This is a genomic window from Nocardia brasiliensis, from assembly GCF_042691675.1.
Taxonomy (GTDB): Bacteria; Actinomycetota; Actinomycetes; order Mycobacteriales; family Mycobacteriaceae; genus Nocardia; species Nocardia brasiliensis_D.
Genome location: NZ_CP170507.1, coordinates 1,944,934 through 1,964,975, shown reverse-complemented (window position 1 = coordinate 1,964,975; position 20,042 = coordinate 1,944,934). Strand labels below are relative to the sequence as shown.

21 protein-coding genes are annotated in these 20,042 nt (G+C 66.6%); 7 read left to right on the top strand and 14 right to left on the bottom strand.

Going from position 1 to position 20,042, the window contains the following annotated elements:
• The first annotated feature begins 114 nt into the window (after nt 1-114).
• On the top strand, nt 115-651 hold the full coding sequence (locus ACFK0J_RS09135; protein ID WP_378738397.1) for a hypothetical protein: 537 nt from the start codon (nt 115-117) through the stop codon (nt 649-651).
• 71 nt (nt 652-722) lie between these two features.
• Here the strand turns inward: ACFK0J_RS09135 and ACFK0J_RS09130 are convergent, their stop codons facing one another.
• Complete coding sequence (locus tag ACFK0J_RS09130) at nt 723-1,529, bottom strand: SAM-dependent methyltransferase (RefSeq protein ID WP_378738394.1); 807 nt, start codon at nt 1,527-1,529, stop codon at nt 723-725.
• A gap of 118 nt (nt 1,530-1,647) precedes the next feature.
• On the opposite strand from ACFK0J_RS09130, the gene ACFK0J_RS09125 reads away from it, so the two are divergent.
• Nucleotides 1,648-3,777 carry a putative bifunctional diguanylate cyclase/phosphodiesterase gene (locus ACFK0J_RS09125; RefSeq protein WP_378738392.1) on the top strand — a complete coding sequence of 710 codons (2,130 nt, stop codon included), beginning with the start codon at nt 1,648-1,650 and terminating at the stop codon, nt 3,775-3,777.
• Between the two features lie 60 nt (nt 3,778-3,837).
• On the opposite strand, the gene ACFK0J_RS09120 is transcribed toward ACFK0J_RS09125, so the two are convergent.
• From ACFK0J_RS09120 to ACFK0J_RS09085, 8 genes are all read right to left on the bottom strand, one after another.
• Nucleotides 3,838-5,274, bottom strand: coding sequence for a purine-cytosine permease family protein (locus tag ACFK0J_RS09120; protein ID WP_378738390.1), 1,437 nt, complete (start codon nt 5,272-5,274; stop codon nt 3,838-3,840).
• Between the two features lie 146 nt (nt 5,275-5,420).
• Nucleotides 5,421-5,819, bottom strand: coding sequence for a MerR family transcriptional regulator (locus ACFK0J_RS09115; RefSeq protein ID WP_378738388.1), 399 nt, complete (start codon nt 5,817-5,819; stop codon nt 5,421-5,423).
• A 22-nt stretch (nt 5,820-5,841) separates the two neighbouring features.
• Nucleotides 5,842-6,180, bottom strand: coding sequence for a hypothetical protein (locus ACFK0J_RS09110; RefSeq protein WP_378738386.1), 339 nt, complete (start codon nt 6,178-6,180; stop codon nt 5,842-5,844).
• Entirely contained in the window at nt 6,177-6,344 is a 168-nt protein-coding gene (locus ACFK0J_RS09105) for a hypothetical protein (RefSeq protein WP_378738384.1), read from the bottom strand. Before ACFK0J_RS09105 ends, ACFK0J_RS09110 begins: the two co-directional genes overlap by 4 nt.
• A 102-nt stretch (nt 6,345-6,446) precedes the next feature.
• Nucleotides 6,447-7,739 carry an APC family permease gene (locus tag ACFK0J_RS09100; RefSeq protein WP_378738383.1) on the bottom strand — a complete coding sequence of 431 codons (1,293 nt, stop codon included), beginning with the start codon at nt 7,737-7,739 and terminating at the stop codon, nt 6,447-6,449.
• Nucleotides 7,740-7,842: 103 nt separating this feature from the next.
• Nucleotides 7,843-8,682 carry a hypothetical protein gene (locus tag ACFK0J_RS09095; protein WP_378738381.1) on the bottom strand — a complete coding sequence of 280 codons (840 nt, stop codon included), beginning with the start codon at nt 8,680-8,682 and terminating at the stop codon, nt 7,843-7,845.
• Between the two features lie 148 nt (nt 8,683-8,830).
• Entirely contained in the window at nt 8,831-10,234 is a 1,404-nt protein-coding gene (locus tag ACFK0J_RS09090) for a hypothetical protein (protein ID WP_378738379.1), read from the bottom strand.
• Complete coding sequence (locus tag ACFK0J_RS09085) at nt 10,231-10,554, bottom strand: hypothetical protein (protein WP_378738377.1); 324 nt, start codon at nt 10,552-10,554, stop codon at nt 10,231-10,233. Before ACFK0J_RS09085 ends, ACFK0J_RS09090 begins: the two co-directional genes overlap by 4 nt.
• Nucleotides 10,555-10,801: 247 nt before the next feature.
• Between ACFK0J_RS09085 and ACFK0J_RS09080 the strand changes: the two genes are divergently transcribed.
• From ACFK0J_RS09080 to ACFK0J_RS09070, 3 genes are read left to right on the top strand one after another with little or no spacing between them, the layout of a single operon-like run.
• Entirely contained in the window at nt 10,802-11,656 is an 855-nt protein-coding gene (locus ACFK0J_RS09080; protein ID WP_378738376.1) for an ABC transporter permease, read from the top strand.
• On the top strand, nt 11,649-12,476 hold the full coding sequence (locus ACFK0J_RS09075; RefSeq protein WP_378738374.1) for an ABC transporter permease: 828 nt from the start codon (nt 11,649-11,651) through the stop codon (nt 12,474-12,476). The genes ACFK0J_RS09080 and ACFK0J_RS09075 overlap by 8 nt, the downstream gene beginning before the upstream one ends.
• Before the next feature lies 1 nt (nt 12,477).
• Nucleotides 12,478-13,467 (top strand): ATP-binding cassette domain-containing protein, encoded by a 990-nt coding sequence (locus ACFK0J_RS09070; protein WP_378738372.1) that lies wholly within the window; start codon nt 12,478-12,480, stop codon nt 13,465-13,467.
• Nucleotides 13,468-13,498: 31 nt separating this feature from the next.
• Here the strand turns inward: ACFK0J_RS09070 and ACFK0J_RS09065 are convergent, their stop codons facing one another.
• Complete coding sequence (locus ACFK0J_RS09065) at nt 13,499-14,203, bottom strand: DUF4389 domain-containing protein (protein ID WP_378738370.1); 705 nt, start codon at nt 14,201-14,203, stop codon at nt 13,499-13,501.
• A gap of 267 nt (nt 14,204-14,470) precedes the next feature.
• Complete coding sequence (locus tag ACFK0J_RS09060) at nt 14,471-16,528, bottom strand: CocE/NonD family hydrolase (RefSeq protein WP_378738368.1); 2,058 nt, start codon at nt 16,526-16,528, stop codon at nt 14,471-14,473.
• 130 nt (nt 16,529-16,658) lie between these two features.
• On the opposite strand from ACFK0J_RS09060, the gene ACFK0J_RS09055 reads away from it, so the two are divergent.
• Entirely contained in the window at nt 16,659-17,324 is a 666-nt protein-coding gene (locus tag ACFK0J_RS09055) for a TetR/AcrR family transcriptional regulator (protein ID WP_378738367.1), read from the top strand.
• Here ACFK0J_RS09055 and ACFK0J_RS09050 read toward each other — a convergent pair.
• A complete protein-coding gene (locus tag ACFK0J_RS09050; RefSeq protein WP_378738365.1) occupies nt 17,321-17,647 on the bottom strand; it encodes a hypothetical protein in 327 nt (108 codons plus the stop codon). The two genes, ACFK0J_RS09055 and ACFK0J_RS09050, sit on opposite strands and share 4 nt — an antisense overlap.
• Nucleotides 17,648-18,033: 386 nt before the next feature.
• Between ACFK0J_RS09050 and ACFK0J_RS09045 the strand changes: the two genes are divergently transcribed.
• On the top strand, nt 18,034-18,561 hold the full coding sequence (locus ACFK0J_RS09045) for a DUF4254 domain-containing protein (protein ID WP_378738363.1): 528 nt from the start codon (nt 18,034-18,036) through the stop codon (nt 18,559-18,561).
• Here ACFK0J_RS09045 and ACFK0J_RS09040 read toward each other — a convergent pair whose 3' ends face one another.
• Entirely contained in the window at nt 18,562-18,888 is a 327-nt protein-coding gene (locus ACFK0J_RS09040) for a hypothetical protein (protein WP_378738360.1), read from the bottom strand.
• The gene (locus ACFK0J_RS09035) at nt 18,889-20,037 is read right to left on the bottom strand and encodes a fatty acid desaturase family protein (RefSeq protein ID WP_378738358.1); all 1,149 of its coding nucleotides are present in this window, start codon (nt 20,035-20,037) and stop codon (nt 18,889-18,891) included. It lies immediately after the preceding gene.
• Nucleotides 20,038-20,042 lie beyond the last annotated feature (5 nt).

The window sequence follows — 20,042 nt, the reverse complement described above, 5'->3', positions numbered from 1 at the left end:
GGTAATTGCGGCACGGTCGACCGTAGGAGCGCCACGGCAATTCAGCGATCGGCAGGAAGCGAAGTCCCGATCCACCCAGGGCCGAGCATTCGGCCCGCTTATGGAGGAGGCGGAATGCCCGATCCATCCCACCTGAAGATCTGTCTGCTCGGCCGGGGCTGCACCTGCCCCACCGTCACCCTGTTCCTCGCCCCCGAGCCACTGATTCCCGGCGGCAGCATCCTGCACCTCATCGAACAGGCACCACTCGCCGAGAACAGCGGCGCGCCCCGTCCCGACACCGAACTGGTCGACCTGGTGCAAGACGACTCCACCCAGTCGGGACCGCTGGTGCGCACCGAATTCAGAACGTTCGTTTCCGGTCTGCCGGATCCCGGCCAGATCCGGGCGATCCTGCACGACCGCCACATCACCGACACCGCACCGGTCGGCCTGGATATCGACGACCCCGCCGAAATGACCCGCCTGGCCCTGCTCCCCGAACGCCCGATCGGTTTCCGCCGCACCGAAGACTTCCAAGCGGAGGCAATGCGCCGCGCCATGCTCGCGGTCTACCGCCACTTCGGCGTCGACCAACGAATCCGCCTCACCTACCACGGCTTCGCCGACCCCGACACCGGCTGGTTCGCGCTGCGCACCGCGATCGCCTGAACAGTCAGCGACCTATCCTGAGGTTCCCCGGCGCGAGATCCCTTCCGCCGAGTCGATCTTCACCCGAGCAGTCAGTCCTTGCGGGCGATTCCGCCGTAGGCGCCGGACCGTTCGGGGTGATCGCCGATGTCGGCGGGGTTGTCCGGGCGCCATAGGGGCAGGTGGACCAGGCCGGGGTCGAGCATGGTCCAGCCCTGGAAGAATTCGGCGATCTCGGGCTTGGCGCGCAGCACGATTTCGGTGGAGGTGCGGCCGGAAAGCTTTTGCGCTTCCAGGACTTCGGCCGGTTGCCCGTCGGCGGTGGCGTGGGTGATCGCAAGGTAGCTGCCGGGGGCGACGGCATCGCGCAGACGGGCGACGCAGCCCACGGGGTCGGCGTCGTCGGGCACGAAATGCAGCACGCCGAGCAGGAGGACAGCGACCGGCTGGTCGAAGTCGAGCAGCGCCGTCACCTGCGGGTCGGCCAGGATGGTTTCCGGGTGCGCGATATCGGCTTGGATGACGGCGGCGGCGGGGTTGCCGTCGAGGATGGCGCGGCTGTGCGCGACGGCGACCGGGTCGATATCGACGTAAACCACACGGGCCGAAGGGTTTACGGCTTGCGCCACTTCGTGCACGTTGCCGACGGTCGGGATGCCGGAGCCGATGTCGAGGAACTGGTGGATGCCGGCGTCGACGAGAAAGCGCACGCATCGGCGCAGCAAATCCCGATTGGCGCGCATGGTCTCCGCGACGTTGGGCGTGAATGCCTCGATCTGCCGCGCCAGCGTCCGGTCGATTTCGAAGTTGTGCATGCCGCCGACGAAGTAGTCGTAGACACGGGAGGCGCTCGGGCGATCCAGATCGATACCTTCGGGAGCCCAACTCGGTCTGGTCATCGATCGCCAACCCTTCTCGAAACATCGCACGCCAGCGGCGAAAGCACCGCCATCGTAGCGGGGTTCGCGAGTGCCCGCAGTTGGGCGGACGTCCGCGAACCGGACTACGATCAGCCTTATGGCGTGGGATGCCGGGAGCGGTTCTGATCCTGGCGGACCGCACGCGGAACTGGCCGGGCAATGGGCGGCCGCACTCGGTGGCGGGCCGCGAAATCACGTCGTGCCCATGAGCTCCACCGAAACCCGCAATTTGCTGACCGAATTGGCCCGCGAATTCGTCGCCGCCGCCTGCACCGACGACTCCGCCGATCGGGTCGCGGAACTCGGCGCTGAGCTGGCCCGATCCCATTTTGTCGGCGACGAGGTACTCGGCCGGAGTCTCGCCGTACTCAACGCGTACCTGGTCGGAGCGTGCGAGGTACCGGCCGATCGAGCCGATCAGTTGCTGGCCGCCTTTGCCACCGGTTATCTGCGTGCCTTCCGCGCCTGGCTGCTTGCCGAGCAGGAAAGCGTTCGGGCCGCCGATATCGCCGCCCGGCGGGTGGTCGAACAACAACTGCGCGCCAGCGAGGCACGGCTGCGGGCGGTTTTCTCGCAGGCCGGAATCGGCACCGGACTTTCCGATATGACCGGACGGATCATCGAGGTCAACAACGCCTTCGCCGCCATGCTCGGCTACCGGCCCGAGGAGATGTGTCAGCTGTCGGTCACCGATCTGACGCACCCGGATGACAGTCCCGCTATGTGGCAGAAGTACGCGGGTGTGCTCGCGGGCAAATACGACAACGTGCAACTGGAGAAGGCCTACCGGCACCGTGACGGCGGCACGGTGTGGACCAACATCAACGTCTCGCTCATCCGCGACGAGCAGGGTCGGCCGCAGTACACGCTGGTGCTGGTGGAGGACGTCTCCGAGCGGCGCGCCCTGCGCGAACGATTGCACTACCGCGCGAACCACGACCAACTGACCGGTCTACCGAACCGTTCCCGCTTCTTCGACGCGCTCACCGCGGCCTTCGCCGACTGCACCAGAGTCGGGCTCTGCTACATCGATCTGGACCACTTCAAGACCGTCAACGACACCTTCGGCCACGCGGTCGGCGACGAACTGCTCGCGCAGGTCGCCGCCCGGCTCAATGCCTGCGTCACCCGGCCCGACCAGCTCGTCGCGCGGATGGGCGGCGACGAATTCGTCGTGCTGGTCCCGCATTCCAGCGGTGTCGAGGAAATGGCGGGCGTGGCCGAGACGGTGCTGCACGCGCTGGCTCAAGCCTTCTACGTGCACGAACACCACCTGACCGTCACCGCCAGCATCGGCGTGATGGAGGCCCGCGCCGACCGCCTGTCCACCGGCGAATTCGTGCAGGCGGCCGACACCAGCATGTACTGGGCCAAGGCCGCGGGGCGTAGCCGATACGCGATCTTCGACGCCGACCGTGGCCGCCGCGAGCACACCAGCGCCGAACTGTCGGCGGCCATGCCGTCCGCCCTACGGCACGGCGAATTCTTCCTCGACTACCAGCCGATCGTCTCGCTCGCGGACGGGCAGACGGTGGCCGTCGAAGCGCTGGTGCGCTGGCGACATCCGGAGCTCGGCATCCTCAGCCCGGCTCGATTCGTCGAGCTCGCCGAGGACAACGGTTACATCGGCGCGCTCGGCGCCGTGGTCCTGGAGACGGCCTGCCGCGCCAGCCGGGAGTGGCACGACCGCTACCCGCACACGCCGACCGTCAGCGTCAACGTCTCCGCCGCCGAAGTGGCCGATCCGGCCTGGCTGGACTACGTCCAGCAGATCATCGCGGAGACCGGCATCGACGCGAGCCTGCTGCAACTGGAGCTGACCGAGCGGGCATTCATGCAAACCACCGGGCGGCCGCTGCGCGCCCTGCACACCTTGGCCGACGCGGGCGTGCGCATCGCCATCGATGACTTCGGCACCGGCTACTCGAACCTCGCTTACCTCGGCCAGCTGCCGTTGCACGTGGTCAAGCTCGCGGGCCCGTTCATCCAACGCATCCGCACCCCGGATACCGCCAGCCCCACCGACCTGCTGCTGCTCGAGACGATCATCGACCTCACCCACGCGCTCGGCTTCACCGTCACCGCCGAATGCGTCGAAACCCGCCATCAGGCCGACCAACTCCGCGACCTCGGCTGCGATACCGCCCAGGGCTGGCACTTCCACTACCCCATGCCCGCCGAGCAGGTAACCGAACTGCTCGGGCTGTCCGATCTTCGGTTGAGCTGAAATACGCACTGACATCGGGCAGCGGCTACCCCGCAGGGCATTCGTCGGTGACAGCTGGTCTTACACGCGGGCGATGGTCGCCACGGTGCCCGCGGGATAGATCATTTGATCCGGTGGATTGCTGGTCCGGCGCGCGAGGGGGTAGTAGATCGCGGCGGTGAAGGCGATGCCGACGATCCAGGAAATGTCCGCTCCGCCCAGCTTCTCGGTGATCGGCCCGGTATAGAGCTGCTGCGCCAGGAACGGGATCTGAGCCAGGACGCCCAAGGTGTAGCAGACCAGCGCGGTGGGATTCCAGCGGCCGTACCGGCCGTTCAGGTCGTAGAGGGCCGGAATATCGATGCGCTCGCGGGAGATCAGGTAGTAGTCGATCAAGTTGATCGCGCTCCATGGCGTGAACACCATGAGCAGGGTGAGCACGAAATTCTTGAAATTGCCGAGGAAATCGGCGCTCGCCCCGATCGCGATCAGCATCGACACCGCGGTGAACCCGACGATGTAGGCGGCCCGTGCGAACGGTGTTGTGCGCGACTGTCCGTTGCAGGCGGTGACCGAGGTCAGAATCGACATGAACCCGCCATAGGCGTTGAGACAGTTCACCGTCAGCTTGCCGACCACGATCACCAGGTAGATCAGCAGCGCGAGCACCGATGGCCCCGCGAGATCGCCGATAAAGCCGACTTGATTGCCGAGGAAGGCTTTACCCGCGACCGCTGCCACCAACGCGCCGAATGTCATCGACCATTGCGAGCCGAGCACGCTGCCCGCGAAGGTCGCCCAGAAGGTGGTCCGGTCGCTGGTCGAGCGGGGCAGATAGCGCGAGTAGTCGGCGACATAGGGCCCGAAGGTCAGCTGCCAACCCGCACTGAGCGAGATCGCGAGCACAAAGGTCGCCATATCGAACGGCTTGACCCCGATATAGGCGCTGACGTCGTATCCGGTGAAGAGCCGGACACCCAGATAGGTGAAGCCGATGATGCCGACCACGGTGGCGATCCGGCCGATTCGATGGATCAGCCGATAGCCGGTCACCGCGATAACAGCGGTGAGCGCACCGAACACGAGAATGCCGACGGTCGGGTTGTCGATGTGCACAATCTTGTTCACCGCCTGACCGGCGAGCACCGTGCCCGTCGCCGCGAACCCGAGATACATCACGATGACGAGTAGCAGCGGCAGCACCGCGCCCAGGACACCGAATTGCGCTCGGCTGGAAATCATTTGGGGCAACCCCAGCCGAGGACCCTGCGCCGAATGCAGGGCCATGACGATGCCGCCGAGGATGTTGCCGATGAGCAGGCCGATGATCGCCCACAGCGCGTCGGCGCCGAATACCACCGCGAGCGCGCCGTCCACGATCGCGGTGATCTGCATGTTCGCCCCGAACCAAAGGGTGAACTGGCTGCGCGGCGTGCCGTGCCGTTCGGCGTCGGGGATCACTTCGATGGTGCGGCGCTCGATCGGACCGGTCGCGTCGAGGTGCTCGTCGTGCGCCATGGGTCCGCCTTCCGTTGCCCGGAGCAGCGACCGATGGGTGGGGCCGGCACCCCGGCGAACCGTTACTGCGTCCGATCAGCAGTATGCCGGATACCGCACGGTCTTGTATTTCTTTGCGGTTGCGGACCACGCCGGGCCCGCAGTGCCTACCTGTCGAGCTCAGGTGGCGTGAAAGGCATTGGACAGTGCGGGCTTTCAGCACAGACGAGCAAATCGTCGCAGCCTGCATCCAGTGCCGCGGTCAGCGTCTTTCGGATCGCCGTCAGTTCGGCCAGTTTCGCGTCGACCTCGGCCAGTTTCGCCGTCGCACGCGCCTGCAATCCGGCATGGGTACGACGGCCGCGGAATCGGGTGATCTCGAGTAGGTCGGCGACTTCCTCGAGCGTGAAACCGAGGCGCTGGGCGGTTTTGATAACGCGCAGCATTGTCACCGTTTCCGGTGGATACAGCCGGTGGCCGCCCAGCGATCGATCAGGATCGTGGAGCAATCCCCGACGCTCGTAGTAGCGCAGGGTCTGCACGTTCACCCCGGCCGCCGCGGCCACCTGTCCCGTCCGTAATCCTTTGTCACTCATGGCGTTCGACCTCCACCCGGGCCGCGAGCGCGTCCAGGACATCGACCTGGCCTTCGGGGACGGTGATCCGCATGATCACCGCATCGTCGACCGAGGTGAAGGTGAAGCCGAAGAACGAACAGCATTCCACTTCGCGGGCCGCCAGGTCCTGGCCTACCGGTTCGGCGTCCGGGGCGAGGACCAGGTCCAGTTGGGTCCGCAATGGACGGCGCGTTCGCAATACCGACTCGGCGAAGAATCTGTCGAACTCCGCGTTCCGCAGTGGTTGTTCGACAGTGGGCAGGGTGCACGAGTCAGGCACCCAATCAGCGGGATTACCGATCAACGTCATGAATCCACGGTAAGCCTGTACTCCGGTATCGATTGCAACTGCGCACCGCCCGAACTCGGGCCGATCACGGGCTCGGCGTGCGCCGGTGGCGAAGCCAGCACCGCGGACAGGATGAACGCGACCACCACCGCGATTTCGGCCACCGTTTGTTTGTCGATACGCATGCCTGTTCCTCTTCTCTCCACGCAGAACGGTATCGACACCCGAAGGACGCTCCCAGCCAAGACTTTTCGTGCCCACACTATGGGGGACGGCCGAATCGGCGCTCACCCGGCGTTCGACGAAACCGTTTCCCGAGCGGTGCGGCGCGCGCGGATCGCATTCACGGCCGCGAGGACGATCCCCAGGCCCACCAGGATCAGGCCGCGCAGCCAGATATCGCCGCCGATCTGGGTGAACAGGAACAGGCAGGACGCCAGTCCCAGCCAGGGCACGACAGTCGGTATCCGGAAGTGGTCCGGCTCGCCCTCGTCGCGGCGCAAAACGAGCACGGCGGCGTTGACCGAGGAGAAGACGACCAGCAGCAACAACACCATCGTCTCGGCCAACGAGGCGACCTCCCCCGTCAACGCCAAGATCAGCGAGACCGCCCCGGTCGCGAGGATGGCCACCCACGGGGTCCGGCGACCGGCCAGCACGCGGGCGAGCACCGGCGGCAGCAGCCCGTCGTTGGCCATGCCGTAGGCCAGCCGGGACGACATGATGCCGGTGAGCAGGGCGCCGTTCGCCACCGCGACCAACGCGAACACGCTGAACAGCCCCTCCGGCACACCACCGGCCAGCCGCACCACCTCCAGCAGCGGCCCACTGGACCGCGCCAGCTCGTCGGTGGGTACCGCCGCACTGGCGACCACCCCGATCAGCACGTACACCACACCGGCAGTGAGCAGCGCCCCGAACAACGCCCGGGGGTAGGACCGACGCGGATCCTTGACCTCCTCGGCGAGGTTCACCGAGGTCTCGAACCCGGCGAAGGAGTAGAAGGCGAGCACCGTACCGGCCAGAGTCGCGCCGATGACGCCGTGCTCGGCGGTGCCCACCTCGGTCAGCCGGTCCAGGTCGGCGTCACCGCGAACGATCACCCACGCGCCGAGGCCGATGATCAGGACGAGTCCACTGAGTTCGATCAGGGTGGCCACCGCGTTGGCACCGAGCGATTCCTTGATGCCACGAATATTGAGCAGCGCCAACGCGACCAGGAATACCACCACGACCGCGAGGGTCGGCAGCGAAACCAACTCCTGTAGATAGTCCCCGGCGAAGGCCCTGGCCAGCGCGCCCACCGAGACGACCCCGGCGGCGAGCATGCAGAACCCGACGAGCGAACCGGCCGCCGGACCGAACGCCGCGGTGGCGTAATGGGACGAGCCACCCGCTCGCGGATACTTGGTGGCCAGCTCGGCGTAGGAACCCGCGGTCAGCGTGGCGAGGCCGAGCGCGAGCGTCAGCGGCAGCCACACCGCGCCACCGGACTCCTGGGCGACCGAGCCGACCAGCACATACACCCCCGCCCCGAGGACGTCGCCCAAGATGAAGAAATACAGCAGGGGTGTGCTCACAGCCCGCTTCAAAGTGGTGGCCATTAGGCCGCAATACCCCCTCTACCTGCACTGAAGCAGACCGGGACGGAACTCACACAAACGGGTGCCGGTATGTCGCGAGTCAGGCGGAGGCGATGGCGGTGATGAGGGTGCGGGAGGCGATGGTGCGGGTCGTGATGAGCTGAGTGAATGTCCGGGGTTGCTCGCCGGGGTATTGCTGGGTGAGTTTGACTTCCCAGTGCGCGAGGCCGTCGTTGCCGTCGCGGGCTCGGGTGATCAGCACGCAGTACCGGGTGCCGACGGGGATCTGATTGATGCCGCGTTGGATCTGCTCGGCGGGCGAGACGATGGCGTTGTCGGCGACGACCGCGCGGGCCCGATAGCCGGAACGCTCCACGTAGTAGGCGTATTCGAAGGCGAGGATGGCGTCGGGGCCGGTGGCGGTGCCGCCGGGATCGGTGCCGGAGACGATGTCGGCGGTGCGCTTCTGTTCACAGCCCTGGGTCGCGATCGCCGCGGGCTGGGCGGGTGATGTTGTTGTCGCCGAGGCGATTTCGGCGGAACTGCGGGCAGGCACGGTGGCCGTTCGGGTGGCCGCGACGGACGGCGTGCGTTCGCCGAACCCGTTCACGGCGGCGAGCAGGATCGAGACGACCGCGATCCCGACACCGAGCACGATCAGTACCGCGAGCACCTTGTTGCCGCGCGGCTGCTGCTCGCGGCGGCGGGTGGGATGACGCAGTGGCGTGCCGGGGTGGATGCCGGACCGATTGATGATCGCGGGCGGCGGGGCGGCCTTCTCGTCGTAACCTTCCGGCTCGAACTCGTCGGTGCGGGTCCGGCGCCGGTCCGGTGCCACCGGCGGCTCCGGCAGTGGATCGGCCGCGCGCGGCGGATCGAGCCATTGTTCCCAATCCCCCGTCAGCCGTCTGGGCCGATCCGGGTTTGGCGACTCGGGCACGGCGACCTCCGGATCTCGGCGCCGCCCCGGGCCGCGGCGGACGGACGGACGCCGCCGCTTCCGTGCCTTGCCGGTGGGTGTGCGCAGCATGGGCAGACCCGTGTCGAACGGATTACCCTGCCCCTCTTGCCGACTCGGAGAGTTCGGCTCAGAGGGTGTCATCGTCGTAGTCGCCGAGAACAGGGGTCACGGCGACCGTCGCGGTCGGAACGGTGACACCGAGCTGACCGTCCCGAGGCTTGTGTTCCTCATCGTCCGCGCGCGGCGGCGGTGGCATCGCCACACCACCGGTCGGCCCGGGATGGCTCGGCTGGTCCGGGTTGACAGACCGCGACGGCACGTCCGCCGGCGCCGGTGGCGGCGGCGTCTGCACGGGCGCGGGCCTGGATTCGGGTTTCGGTGCGTCCTCTTTCACCATGGGCGCGGACCCGTTCTGCGCGGGCGGGATCACCGTGCCGGGACCGGTCGGTGGCGACGGGACGGACGGCCTGGCTCCGGCGCCGAAGTCGAACAGCTTCGGCGAGTTGCTGGAATTGGGCGAGCCGCTCGGTTGATCGGCACTCGTGCTGCCGGGGCGGATCGCCTCTTGGATGTTCTTGTCCGCCGAGGCCGCGACGGTGTCGATGGCGTGCGTGCCGACCTCGGCGACCTTGTCGACGATATGCGTGCCGACACCGGCGATCTTGTCGATGATGTTCGTGCCGATGTCGACGCCCGCGTTGATGGCGGCGGTACCGATCTGCACACCTGCCGAGATGAGCTGTTGCTGCAGCTGGAGTTGGGCGGCCAGCGCCGGATCCACCGGCTGCCCCGTCGTCGTCCCGCCGATACCGGGGACCGTGCTGCCCGGGACGAATTGGCTTGTGCCGCCGGGGACGAACTGGCCCGTCCCGGCCTGCGCCGTGGTGACGCCGGACGGCTGGGTGACCGTGAGTGGGCCCATCGCGTCCAATCGCCTGCTGTGGTCGTCCATCTCGGTACGCGCGGTGGTGACCGTGGTCAGCGCATCGCGCAACGCCTGGGTGGCCCGCGCGATCACGGCATCGGTGTCGGGGGCCGCGGTCGCGTTGCCGAGGATCTGGCGCGCGTCGCGCCGGAAGTCCGCGATGATCTGGTCCACGGTCCGGGCGGCGCGGGCACTGGTGGCGTGCGCGTCGCCGAGCACGCCGAGGTAAGCCGGTCCGCGGTCGGAGATTTCGCCGATCTCGGTCTGGGTGGTGCGCAGCGCGGGCACCGCGGCGTCGGCCCCGCGGGAAGTCCAGGTCGACTCCAGTGCGTGCAGACCGTCGCGGTGCGGTCCCTCCACATCGGCGGCCTGGGTGGACGCCGCCGACAGCGCATTGGTCGCGGTCTGGTTCGGGACGCCGACGCCGGTGCCGAGGCTGGACCGCAACTGCAGCAGCGGGCGCACCAGCGCGGCCACGATCGGCGGATCTACGGTCGGGTCGAGGTAGCTGGTCGGCGGCGCGACAGTTTCATTGCGGGCCGGGGCGGCTTCATTGCGGGCCGGGGCAGCCGCGGGCCGCCTGCGTAGTCCGGAAAGGCTTCTCATGTCAGCGTCTCCCCGGTCCGGGTGATGGCGCCCGCGGTGTCGGCATCGACGCCCTGCATGTCCGTGCTGTAGCCGCGCAGGATCTCACCGTAGGTGCCGACGAGTTGCCCGGCGGTCGACAACGCCTGGGCGTGTTCGGAAACCGCGGCGGCGAATCGGGCCGCGAAATCGGCGCCGACCAGACCGAGATCGGTGGTCAGTTGGTCCGGATCCACCGCCCCGGACGCGACGGCCGCCGCCGAGGCCAGCTGTTGGGAAACCGCGTCCGCGATCGCGGTGTAAGCGGCCACCGCCGCCGGATCCAGGTTCAGCGTGTCCACCGTTCCCCTCCCGGGTTCCCAGTCTTTCGCTACCGCGACATGATTCGATGACAAGCCTACTGCGCGACCTGGACACCCTGCGCCCGATCGTCGCTAGTCCGTGCCGCCTGAGTATGGCAACCGATGCGCGTCGTGTCATGTGCTGGTCGTGCGCGCCACCCGGGACCGGTGACAGATGTAGCACTTTTCCAAAGATTCCCCGGAGGGCTTCCGCATGCCTCCCGGTCGGCATTAGGCTCGACTCTTTGTGCGCGACAGAGCGGTGGGGGACGGACGGGTCGCCGCGGCAGCGCATCCGCTGCGGGTGATCATGGTGTACGGGCAGCTCGCGCGAGCGGGATTTCGCCGCCAATCGCAGTATCGGCTGGCCATGTTCGCCGGGCTGTTCACCAACTGCGTATTCGGGTTCGTGCGCGCCGCGGTGATGCTCGCGGCGGTGCGCGCCGCGGGCGATTTCGGCGGGTACACCGAAGGTTCCATCGGCGCCTATGTGTGGCTCTCGCAAGGGCTGCTCGGCGCGATGCAGTTCATGGGACCGCCCTTGGACCTGGCCGATCGCGTCAAGAACGGCGACATCGCGATCGACTTCCTGCGTCCGGTCGACGTCCAACTCGGTTACCTCGCCGCCGATCTCGGCCGCGCCGCGTGCACCATCCTGCCGCGCGGGGTGCCCAGTGTGCTGGTCGGCCTGCTGACCTTCGGGCTCGCCATGCCGACCACACCCGGCCCCTATCTGCTCGGGACGGTGAGTGTGGTGCTCGCCGTTGCCATCTCGTTCCTGTGCCTGTTCGCCGTCGCGCTGATCGGCTTCTGGGTGGTCGAGACCCGCGGCATCCGGGTGCTGTATCAGGTCACGGGGACCTTCCTCGCCGGACTCTTTGTGCCGGTGCACATGTTTCCCGAGTGGCTGCGCACCATCGCCATGGCGACTCCGTTCCCCTCGATCCTGCAAGCGCCGATCGATGTCCTGTCCGGTCGGATCACCGGCGCGGAGGCGGTGAGCGTGGTTGCGGTCCAGGTGTTCTGGGTGCTCGCGATCGGCGCGACGGGCCGAATTCTGCTGGCGGCGGGGCGGCGGAAACTGGAGGTGCAGGGTGGTTGAGCCGAGCACGGCACGGGCCGGGACCTGGTTCACCCCGTACGCGGCGGTACTGCGCTCCCGGATCCGCGCCCAGCGGGCTTACCGGCTGTCCTTCGCCAGCGAGGTTTTCGGCGCCTTCCTGATCGGCCTCGTCGAGTTCGCTGAAGTGTGGGTGATCTTCCACAACGTACGGGTGCTCGGCGGCCTCGACCTGAATGCCGCACTGCTGCTGTTCGGGTTCGGTCAGTCGACCTTCGCACTGGCCCAGGTTCTCTTCGGCCATCTCGACACCTTGCCGACGCTGATTCGGATGGGTCAGCTCGACGCGTATCACCTGCGCCCGCAGCCGCTGCTGCTCCAGCTCATCACCAGCGATATCTCGCTGCGGCGCTTCGCCCGCGCGTCGGTCGCGCTGGTGGTGCTCGCCCTGGGTTTCCTGCGCAACGACATCGACTGGGGTCCGGCCACCGTCGCGCTGGTGCTACTCACGATGCTCAGCGGTATTGCCCTGTTCGGCGGCATTTTCGTGTGCGCGGCCGGTTTGCAGTTCTATCTGATCGACGGCGCCGAGCTCACCAACAGCTTCACCTACGGCGGGTCCTTCGCCGCGGTCCAACCGGCCACGGTCTTTCCGACACCGCTGCGGCTGCTGTTCGGCTTCGCCATCCCGGTCGCTTTCACCGCGTATCTGCCGACCATCGAGTTGCTGCGGCTGCCCGGCCCGGCGCTGTTGCCCGCGTGGCTGGCCTGGTTGAGCCCGCTCGCGGCACTCTGGGTATGGCTGCTCGCACTGAGTTTCTGGCGGTTCGGTACTCGGCACTATCAGGGAGGGGGCGGATAACGTGGCGAATTCCAGCTCATCGCAGGCGATCATCCAGATCGAGGATCTGACGAGGCAATTCACCCTGTCGCGCACGGACGGCCGCCGCTGGCGGCGGCGGCGCGAAACACTGACCGCGGTGGACCGGATGTCCTTCCGGATCGAACCCGGCACGGCGGTCGGCTACATCGGCGCCAACGGCGCAGGCAAGTCCACCACCATCAAAATGCTCACCGGCATCCTGGTGCCGACCTCCGGCAGCGTGCGCACCTGCGGGCTGGAACCGGTCCGGCAACGGCGCGAACTCGCCGCGCGGATCGGGGTGGTGTTCGGGCAGCGCTCCCAGCTCTGGTGGGATCTGCCGCTGCGCGAATCGTTTTCGATCCTCGCGGCCATCCATCGGCTGGAGCCGGACGTCGCACGCAAGCGCAGGCACGAACTGATCGAGCAGTTGGAAATGGCCGACACCCTCGACACCCCGGTTCGTCAGCTCTCACTCGGTCAGCGCATGCGCGCGGAAGTCGCCGCGGCACTGCTGCATTCCCCCGAGCTGGTGATCCTCGACGAACCCACCATCGGCTTGGACGTGCTGTCGAAACAACGCTTGCGCGAATTCCTGCGCGCCGAGCGCGCCGACCGCGGCACCACCCTGCTGCTCACGACGCACGATATGGGCGACATCGAAAGGCTTTGCGGCCGTGTGCTCGTGGTGGATCACGGCCGCCTGGTCTATGACGGGTCGCTGACCGGGTTGGCGGCCACCGTCGGCGCGCGGCGTGTTCTCGTCGTCGATCTGGCCGAGCCGACGCCGGACATCGATGACCTGCCGTGCGCGCAACTACTGGAGACCGAGGCCGGTGGGATGCGACAGCGGCTGGCCTTCGATCCGGAAAAGACCACCGCCGCACAGCTGCTCGCCGCGGTGTCCGACCGCGCCGAGGTGCGCGATCTGTCCATCGAGGAACCGGAGATCGAGGACGTGGTCCGCCGAATATACGAATCCGCCCGCTGATTCCGCGGGCGGATTCGGATTGCGCTGTGGTTCACCGTGTTTCGAGCTCGCGGGCACCCTGGTCGAGCCGGAACGGCGGGTACTCGTCGCGCATCAGGGTGGCGTATGCCTGCACCCGAATGGCCCAGCGGCTGATTCCGAGGACGAAGTCGTACAAGCCCTGGGGGTAGCGCGCGGTGAACAGCAGCCCGATCAGCGCGATGAACACCAGGATGCTGATCAACGGAATTTGGCCGACGCCTGACCAATCGTCGTCGCTGTACATGACGAGCGTCATGCCGCCGCTCGACATCGCGGCCAGGATCAGATAGTGCGGAATGGCCAGCAGCCACCACTTCACCAGCACCAGACCACGATGCAACCGCTCCGGATAGTCGACCTCGAGATCGGCCGCGTACTCCGCGTTCGACTTCAGGCTGAACGGCGGGTACTTGTCGGTGCCGAGCACGGCCAGCGCGTAGAACTCGACCCGCCAAGTCCAGCGCATGACACCGACATTGAAGTCGAACAATGCCCGCGGGTATTTGCCGGTGAACAGAATCGCGAAGAACGCGATCACCGTGAGGACGAAGTAGGCGATGTGCAAAAACAACAGTACGATGTAATGCGGAATGGCCAGCAGCCACTTGACCAGCCACATCCATCGGGACAGCGCGGGATCCAGATCCCCTCGGACCCGAACAGGATTGACCGGATAGGCCAACTCGGCGGCTTTGTCAGGATTTTCGGGTTCCATGATCGATGCTCCTTTCAGATGCTGTCGATCCACGCCACAAACCAGGTGCGGAATATCCTGATTGTCGCGTACTCGGCCGCTTGCCGAGCCACGATCGGGCACCGACACGCCAAACGAATAGCCGCCGCCGAAATGGCATGTCGCAAACTCCGCCGTCATCGAGCCCGGCGTCGACCTCGCCGCATCACCGGCGGCGCGACCTCGGCCCGCCGGGCCAGGCCCTCGGCACCGCCGGACCGGCGATGCGCACCGGCTTCGGCGGTGCCGTCAGTTCAGCGGCCTGCTCAACGGCACGTTCACAAAGCTCGGCGTGGCGGAGTCGAGAATAAGGTGTTGCGGTGCAAGGGCATTCAGAATTCCGCCGTCGAACAGCATCGGTGGCGCGAGGAAGCCGCGCGGGAAGTTGCTGGCGAAGACGTTGACGCGCAACCGATGTCCCGGTTGCAGCACCGCGTCCAGCGGGTTGACGGCGACGTCGAGGGTGGTCGGCTGTCCCGGCACCAGGGTCTGGCGATCGGCGAGAGTCAGCTTGTAGACGGTGTGCGTGTAGTCCCCGTCGGCGTCCTTCGCGCTCCTGGCCTCGTCTACCGCACGCAGTGAGGCGGCCAGTTGGCCGCTGGCCAGCACCGTCGACTGTCCATTCGGCGCAACGTCATTCACGCTGACCGCCCAGTAGCCCTCGATGTTGTCGTACACGGTGTTGAGGTGCACGGTGATCGGGCCGGACAGCACGGTGGGCTCATCGACCGGCGCCGCGGTGAAGGTGAGGCCACCCAGCTCGTGGATGCGGTCGTCGCGGCCGCAGAGATTGGCCAAGCCGATGACGCCGGCGGACTCGACCGCGGCGTCGCGGGAGCACAGCGAGGTGATCCCGGTGACCGGCGAGACCGTCAATCGTGCCGCGCCCTCGGGGGTTCGCGCGGTGAGCGAGCCGTCGTAGACGCTGGTCGCGGTGCCGCTCGGCGTGGGCGAGAGGTACATGCGCTGGTAGTCCATGCCGGGACGCGGGAAGGCCGACGTGGTGGTCCAGCCGCCGCCCTGCTGCCACAGCGCGACCGGCCCGTACTCGTCGATGCCGTTGTCGATGCCCTTGAGCCATTTGTCGAACCAGGCCTGCTGCAGCACGTCCAGCCGCGGCGGTCGGCCCGGACTACCCAGGCCGGAGCCGGGATTGAAGTGGTAGGTGTCGCCCATGATCAGCTTTTTGCGGTCCGGCGGCAACGGAATGTCGGCGAACGAGCGAGCACTGGACGAGGCGAAGATGTCCTGCCAACCGCCGTAGACGAACGTTGGTACTCGAATCCGCTCCGGGTGGCTGTCGGTGAACGCCGAGCGCAGCGGGCTACCCGGCAGGAGCTGCTGCTTCAGCGGTTCCGGTACCGAATCCACATTGAGCGCCAAGGCCATCAGGATGTAATCGAAGAATTCCAGCGGCGTGGCCACGCGGTCCAGCAGCCATTTCAGGTCCAGGTGACCGAGCGCTATGCCGACCGGGTCGGGGAAATTGGAGATCAGGTCGACCCCCGCGATATAGAGCGGTCCGAACAAACCCAATCCGCCGCCGGGGAAAGCGACATCGGTCAGCGTGTCGGTACTGCCCTCGACGGGAAAAATCGCCTCGAGCGCGGGCGGATTCTGTTCGGCCGCCTTGAATTGATTGATGCCCGAGTACGAGATGCCGGACATGCCGATCTTGCCGTCCGACCACGGCTGCTTGCTCGCCCAGTCGATCATTTCCAGGGTGTCCTGGGTTTCCCTGCTCTGCAGGAACTGCCAGGCGCCGTGCGAATATCCGGTGCCGCGCACGTCGGCGACGATGTAGGTGTAACCCTGCTGCACCAGCTTCCGGTCCGCGCCGAAGGTGCGCGCGGCGCCGCCGCTGAGCGCCTTGGTCAGATCGGTGATCGAGTCGAACGGCGTGCCCGCGAAGTCGAACCGGTCGACCAGCTGGATCAGCGCGTCCGACAGCACCGGGATGTTGAGGGCCAGATCCGCCAGCAGCGCCACGAATTTCGTGTACGGGGTCAGGTTGATGATGGTGGGCAGCGGTTCTTCCACGATCCGCCCGGCCGCGTCGACCGGTCGATAGATGTTGGCCTTCAGCACCGTTCCGTCGGTCATGGTGATCGGCACGTCGAAGTCGATGTGCACCGGGCCGGGGTACTTCGCCGGGCCATCGTGCGCTGCGGTCCACGCCTTCGCGAGTTCACCACCATCCGGCGCCGACTCCGCCACAGCGGTGCTCGGCACGACCCACAACGCGGTCATGGCCATGATGACCACCAGCACCGCAACGCGGCTCAACCCCCGGCGCACTGTCCTCATCGACCTCGACCTCTCTGCCGCACCACTTAAAAACACTGCCGTACCTATGGTGGACGCGAGAGTAACGGGGACCACAGCAAGCGGGCAAGTATGAATCTGGTCACCGCCGAGCGGTGGCTATCCTCGGGGAATGGGACTAGAAGCCGGTGTCGATCGCGGTCGCCTGCCCCGCGGCACCCACGGCATGGCGCCGGAGGCGGTCGCTCATTCGCAGCGCATGCGGATGTATCTGGGGGTGTTGGAGGCGGTCGCCGAACGCGGCTACGCGGCAACGACGGTCGGCGATATCGTGGCCCGCGCCACCGTCTCGCGGCGCACCTTCTACGAGTTGTTCCGCGGCCGGGACGACTGCTTCGCCGAGGCCTTCGAAGCCGCGGTCGGCCTGGTGCTCGGCGAGTTGGACACCAGCGTGCAGGCCACGCCGCGCTCCGAGTGGCGGGCGCTTATTCGCACAACGCTGCAGACCTATCTGCAGGTGCTGGCCGACAACGGCATCTACGCCCGCGCGCTGCATATCGAGTGCCTGGTGGCCGGCCCGATCGTCGCCGAACAACGCCGTCAAATGAAGACACTGCTGGCGAACCGGATGCGCGCGGCCTTCCGGATCGGCCGCGCCGCGGGCGATATTCCGGTGGACATTCCGGCGGACATCTTCGACGCGCTCATCGGCGCCGTGGACGATCGCATCCGCGATTGCCTGGAGGGTCCCGGACCCCAGGCACTGCCGACGCTGAGTGCACATCTGTACCAGATCACCATGGCGCTCTTCGGTGTTCCGGAATGGCAGGCCGACTAGCCCGGCCCACTCCCCTGCGCCGAGTACAGGCTCACTTCGCCATCCTCGCTGAGGAACGCGTTGACCAGCATGATCCGTTGCGCCTGCAGCTCGTCGGTCTCGGGGACGGCGGTGGTGATCGAAATCTGGGGTATGGCGGCCCAGTTCACCACATAGCGCTCGGGCGGCCCGTCATCGTCGGAGAGTCTGGCCAGGCGGAAGACCGATACGGTCTTGCGCACGATGAGGGTGCGGACCACCTCGCCGATTCGCTCGGGGTCTTCTAGCGCGAACATGAACCCGAATGTCAGCTCGGGTGAAGACACGTAGGCGGGCACGAACATCGAGGTTAGCCTATCCAACGACGCCGCGCAGCCACCGCGCCGAATCGGTTGCTGCCCATGCGCTCATGCCTTCATGTCGGCCTCGGCGACGGTGCACTGATGTGACCGATCCGTGACGGATCATAACAATTTACAAGCGGCTTTCGGATTCGTACACCATACTATTGCGCCGATTAGGCAACCGCGCTTTCCTGAAAGAGTCCCGATTTCTCGGGGCGTCTTCCTCATCGCATCGTCGCGGATTTCCCGGTTTCTTTGCCGTGCTGGTGGACTGTGGGGGGCGACGTCCGAGCTCGGGGCTGCGCCGGAGCCGAGGGGTGCCCCTCCCCGAAATCCCCCTCGGCCCTGGCGCATCCAATGGATCGTTACCGCAGGGGTGTGCGCATATGCCGACCGAATTCGCAGCAGTCCGTATCGGGACCGAAGAGCTGCCATCACCCATGGAACTATTGCGCGCCTTCCGCGACGATCCGGATCGGCACAAGCACATCGTGCTGCGGGCGGCGCGCGAACTCGTCGAATGCCATGAGCGACGGCACAAGACGGTCGAAGCGGCGCACGCGCCGGACGCACTCAGCGGGCGGGTCGCGGCGTGCAGCAAATTGGTCGAGGACATCGATCGAGATCGGGCCGAACTCATCGGGCGGATCGACGCGTGGGTGGCCGACAATATCGAGCACCGCGGCGGCGCCTCGCTGCATACCGAGACGCTCGGCGCGGTGATCGACCGGCTGGCCGCGAAATGGGTTGCCGCACAACGGGCTTTGCGAAAGACGCCACGGCGGCAGGCACACACCGTGCAGGTGGACGGGGAAGCCCACCTGCAGTGGTGCAGGCTCGCCGAACTGACCGACGGCTACCGGGACCTCATTACCGATGTCGCCGAGCACCGCCGCCGGCTGCCGGTGTGGTGATCAGCGGGTCTCGTCGACTCCCGGCTCGACCACCTCGGCGTCGACGAACGACGTCTCGGTGGTCACCGGATCGGCGACCGTCGGCTTCGGTGCCGGCGGTTCGTGCTCGTCGTGCTCGAGATCTGCCGCCCGCCGCGCCTCCGCATCACGCCGGGCGGCCGCGGCGGCCTCGTTCATCTCGATCGCGTCGGTGAACCATTCACCGATCTCCTTGGTGACCTCCGCGACGGTGCCCGCGATGATGCCGGCGATATTGCCGACATGCTTCGCGCCGGAAGACGTCAATTCCTGAATGAGGTCCTTGTTACTTTCGAATTTCCCGATCATTCACACGCCCACTTCGCTTGCCTTTCGCTGACGCATCACAATAACACCGGGAGACGATTCGCTCTTGACCAAGCTCGGCGGCAGTGCGAGCTTGCAAATCTTCCACCACACCGAGCCGATCTGCTTGCTCAACGGGCCCGTGTTGTACGGCAGCCCGTACTTTTCACACAATGCCCGAACCTCCGGTGCGATCTCCGGGTAGCGGGCCGCCGGGATGTCCGGGAACAGGTGGTGTTCGATCTGGTGCGACAAATTGCCGGACATGATGTGGAACAGCCGGCTGCCGCTGATATTGGCCGAGCCGAGCATCTGCCGGATGTACCACTCGCCACGGGTCTCGTCGGCGGTCTCCTCCTCGGTGAACGTCTGTACGCCGGTGGGGAAGTGACCGCAGAAGATGATCGAGTAGGCCCACACGTTGCGGACCAGGTTGGCGGTGACATTGCCCGCGAGGGTGCTGAAGAACAGCGGACCGGTCAGTGCCGGGAACACCAGGTAGTCCTTGAGCGCCTGCTTGCCAGCCTTGCGGAGCTGGCCACGCACCAATCGCTTGACGTCGGACCATTTCCGCTTGCCGCTCAGCACGTTCTCGATCTCGAGGTCGTGGCCCATCACGCCCCACTCGAACAGCATCATCAGCGCGAAGGCATACAGCGGCTGGCCGAGGCGCAGCACGTTCCACGACTGGCTCTCATCCATCCGCAGGATGCTGTAACCGATGTCGCGGTCCTTGTTGTGGATGTTGGTGTAGGTGTGGTGCAGGTAGTTGTGCGAGTGCTTCCACTGGTCCGCCGGGCAGACCGTATCCCATTCGAAGACACGGGAATTCAGGCCGGGCTCACGCATCCAGTCGTACTGGCCGTGCATGACGTTGTGGCCGATCTCCATGTTGTCCAGGATCTTCGACACGCTCAGCGCGGCGACGGCGGCCAGCCAGACCGGTGGCAGGAAGCCGAGGTACATCAGGCCGCGCCCGGCGACCTCGAAACCACGCTGTGCCTTGATGATCGAGTACAAGTATTCGCGGTCTCGGTCGCCCAGGTCGGCGACGATCCTGGCACGCAGCTCGTCGAGCGCCTTGCCCAATTCTTCGATCTGGTCCGGGCTCAGTACCAGCGGGCCGTCTTTGGTTTCGGTCAGGATTGTCATTCGAT

Coding starts and splice junctions, on each gene's coding strand:
- ACFK0J_RS09135 (WP_378738397.1), top strand. CDS start 115: ATGCCCGATCCATCCCACCTGAAGATCTGTCTGCTCGGCCGGGGCTGC.
- ACFK0J_RS09130 (WP_378738394.1), bottom strand. CDS start 1,529: ATGACCAGACCGAGTTGGGCTCCCGAAGGTATCGATCTGGATCGCCCG.
- ACFK0J_RS09125 (WP_378738392.1), top strand. CDS start 1,648: ATGGCGTGGGATGCCGGGAGCGGTTCTGATCCTGGCGGACCGCACGCG.
- ACFK0J_RS09120 (WP_378738390.1), bottom strand. CDS start 5,274: ATGGCGCACGACGAGCACCTCGACGCGACCGGTCCGATCGAGCGCCGC.
- ACFK0J_RS09110 (WP_378738386.1), bottom strand. CDS start 6,180: ATGACGTTGATCGGTAATCCCGCTGATTGGGTGCCTGACTCGTGCACC.
- ACFK0J_RS09105 (WP_378738384.1), bottom strand. CDS start 6,344: ATGCGTATCGACAAACAAACGGTGGCCGAAATCGCGGTGGTGGTCGCG.
- ACFK0J_RS09090 (WP_378738379.1), bottom strand. CDS start 10,234: ATGAGAAGCCTTTCCGGACTACGCAGGCGGCCCGCGGCTGCCCCGGCC.
- ACFK0J_RS09065 (WP_378738370.1), bottom strand. CDS start 14,203: ATGGAACCCGAAAATCCTGACAAAGCCGCCGAGTTGGCCTATCCGGTC.
- ACFK0J_RS09060 (WP_378738368.1), bottom strand. CDS start 16,528: ATGAGGACAGTGCGCCGGGGGTTGAGCCGCGTTGCGGTGCTGGTGGTC.
- ACFK0J_RS09055 (WP_378738367.1), top strand. CDS start 16,659: ATGGGACTAGAAGCCGGTGTCGATCGCGGTCGCCTGCCCCGCGGCACC.
- ACFK0J_RS09050 (WP_378738365.1), bottom strand. CDS start 17,647: ATGTTCGTGCCCGCCTACGTGTCTTCACCCGAGCTGACATTCGGGTTC.
- ACFK0J_RS09045 (WP_378738363.1), top strand. CDS start 18,034: ATGCCGACCGAATTCGCAGCAGTCCGTATCGGGACCGAAGAGCTGCCA.
- ACFK0J_RS09040 (WP_378738360.1), bottom strand. CDS start 18,888: ATGATCGGGAAATTCGAAAGTAACAAGGACCTCATTCAGGAATTGACG.
- ACFK0J_RS09035 (WP_378738358.1), bottom strand. CDS start 20,037: ATGACAATCCTGACCGAAACCAAAGACGGCCCGCTGGTACTGAGCCCG.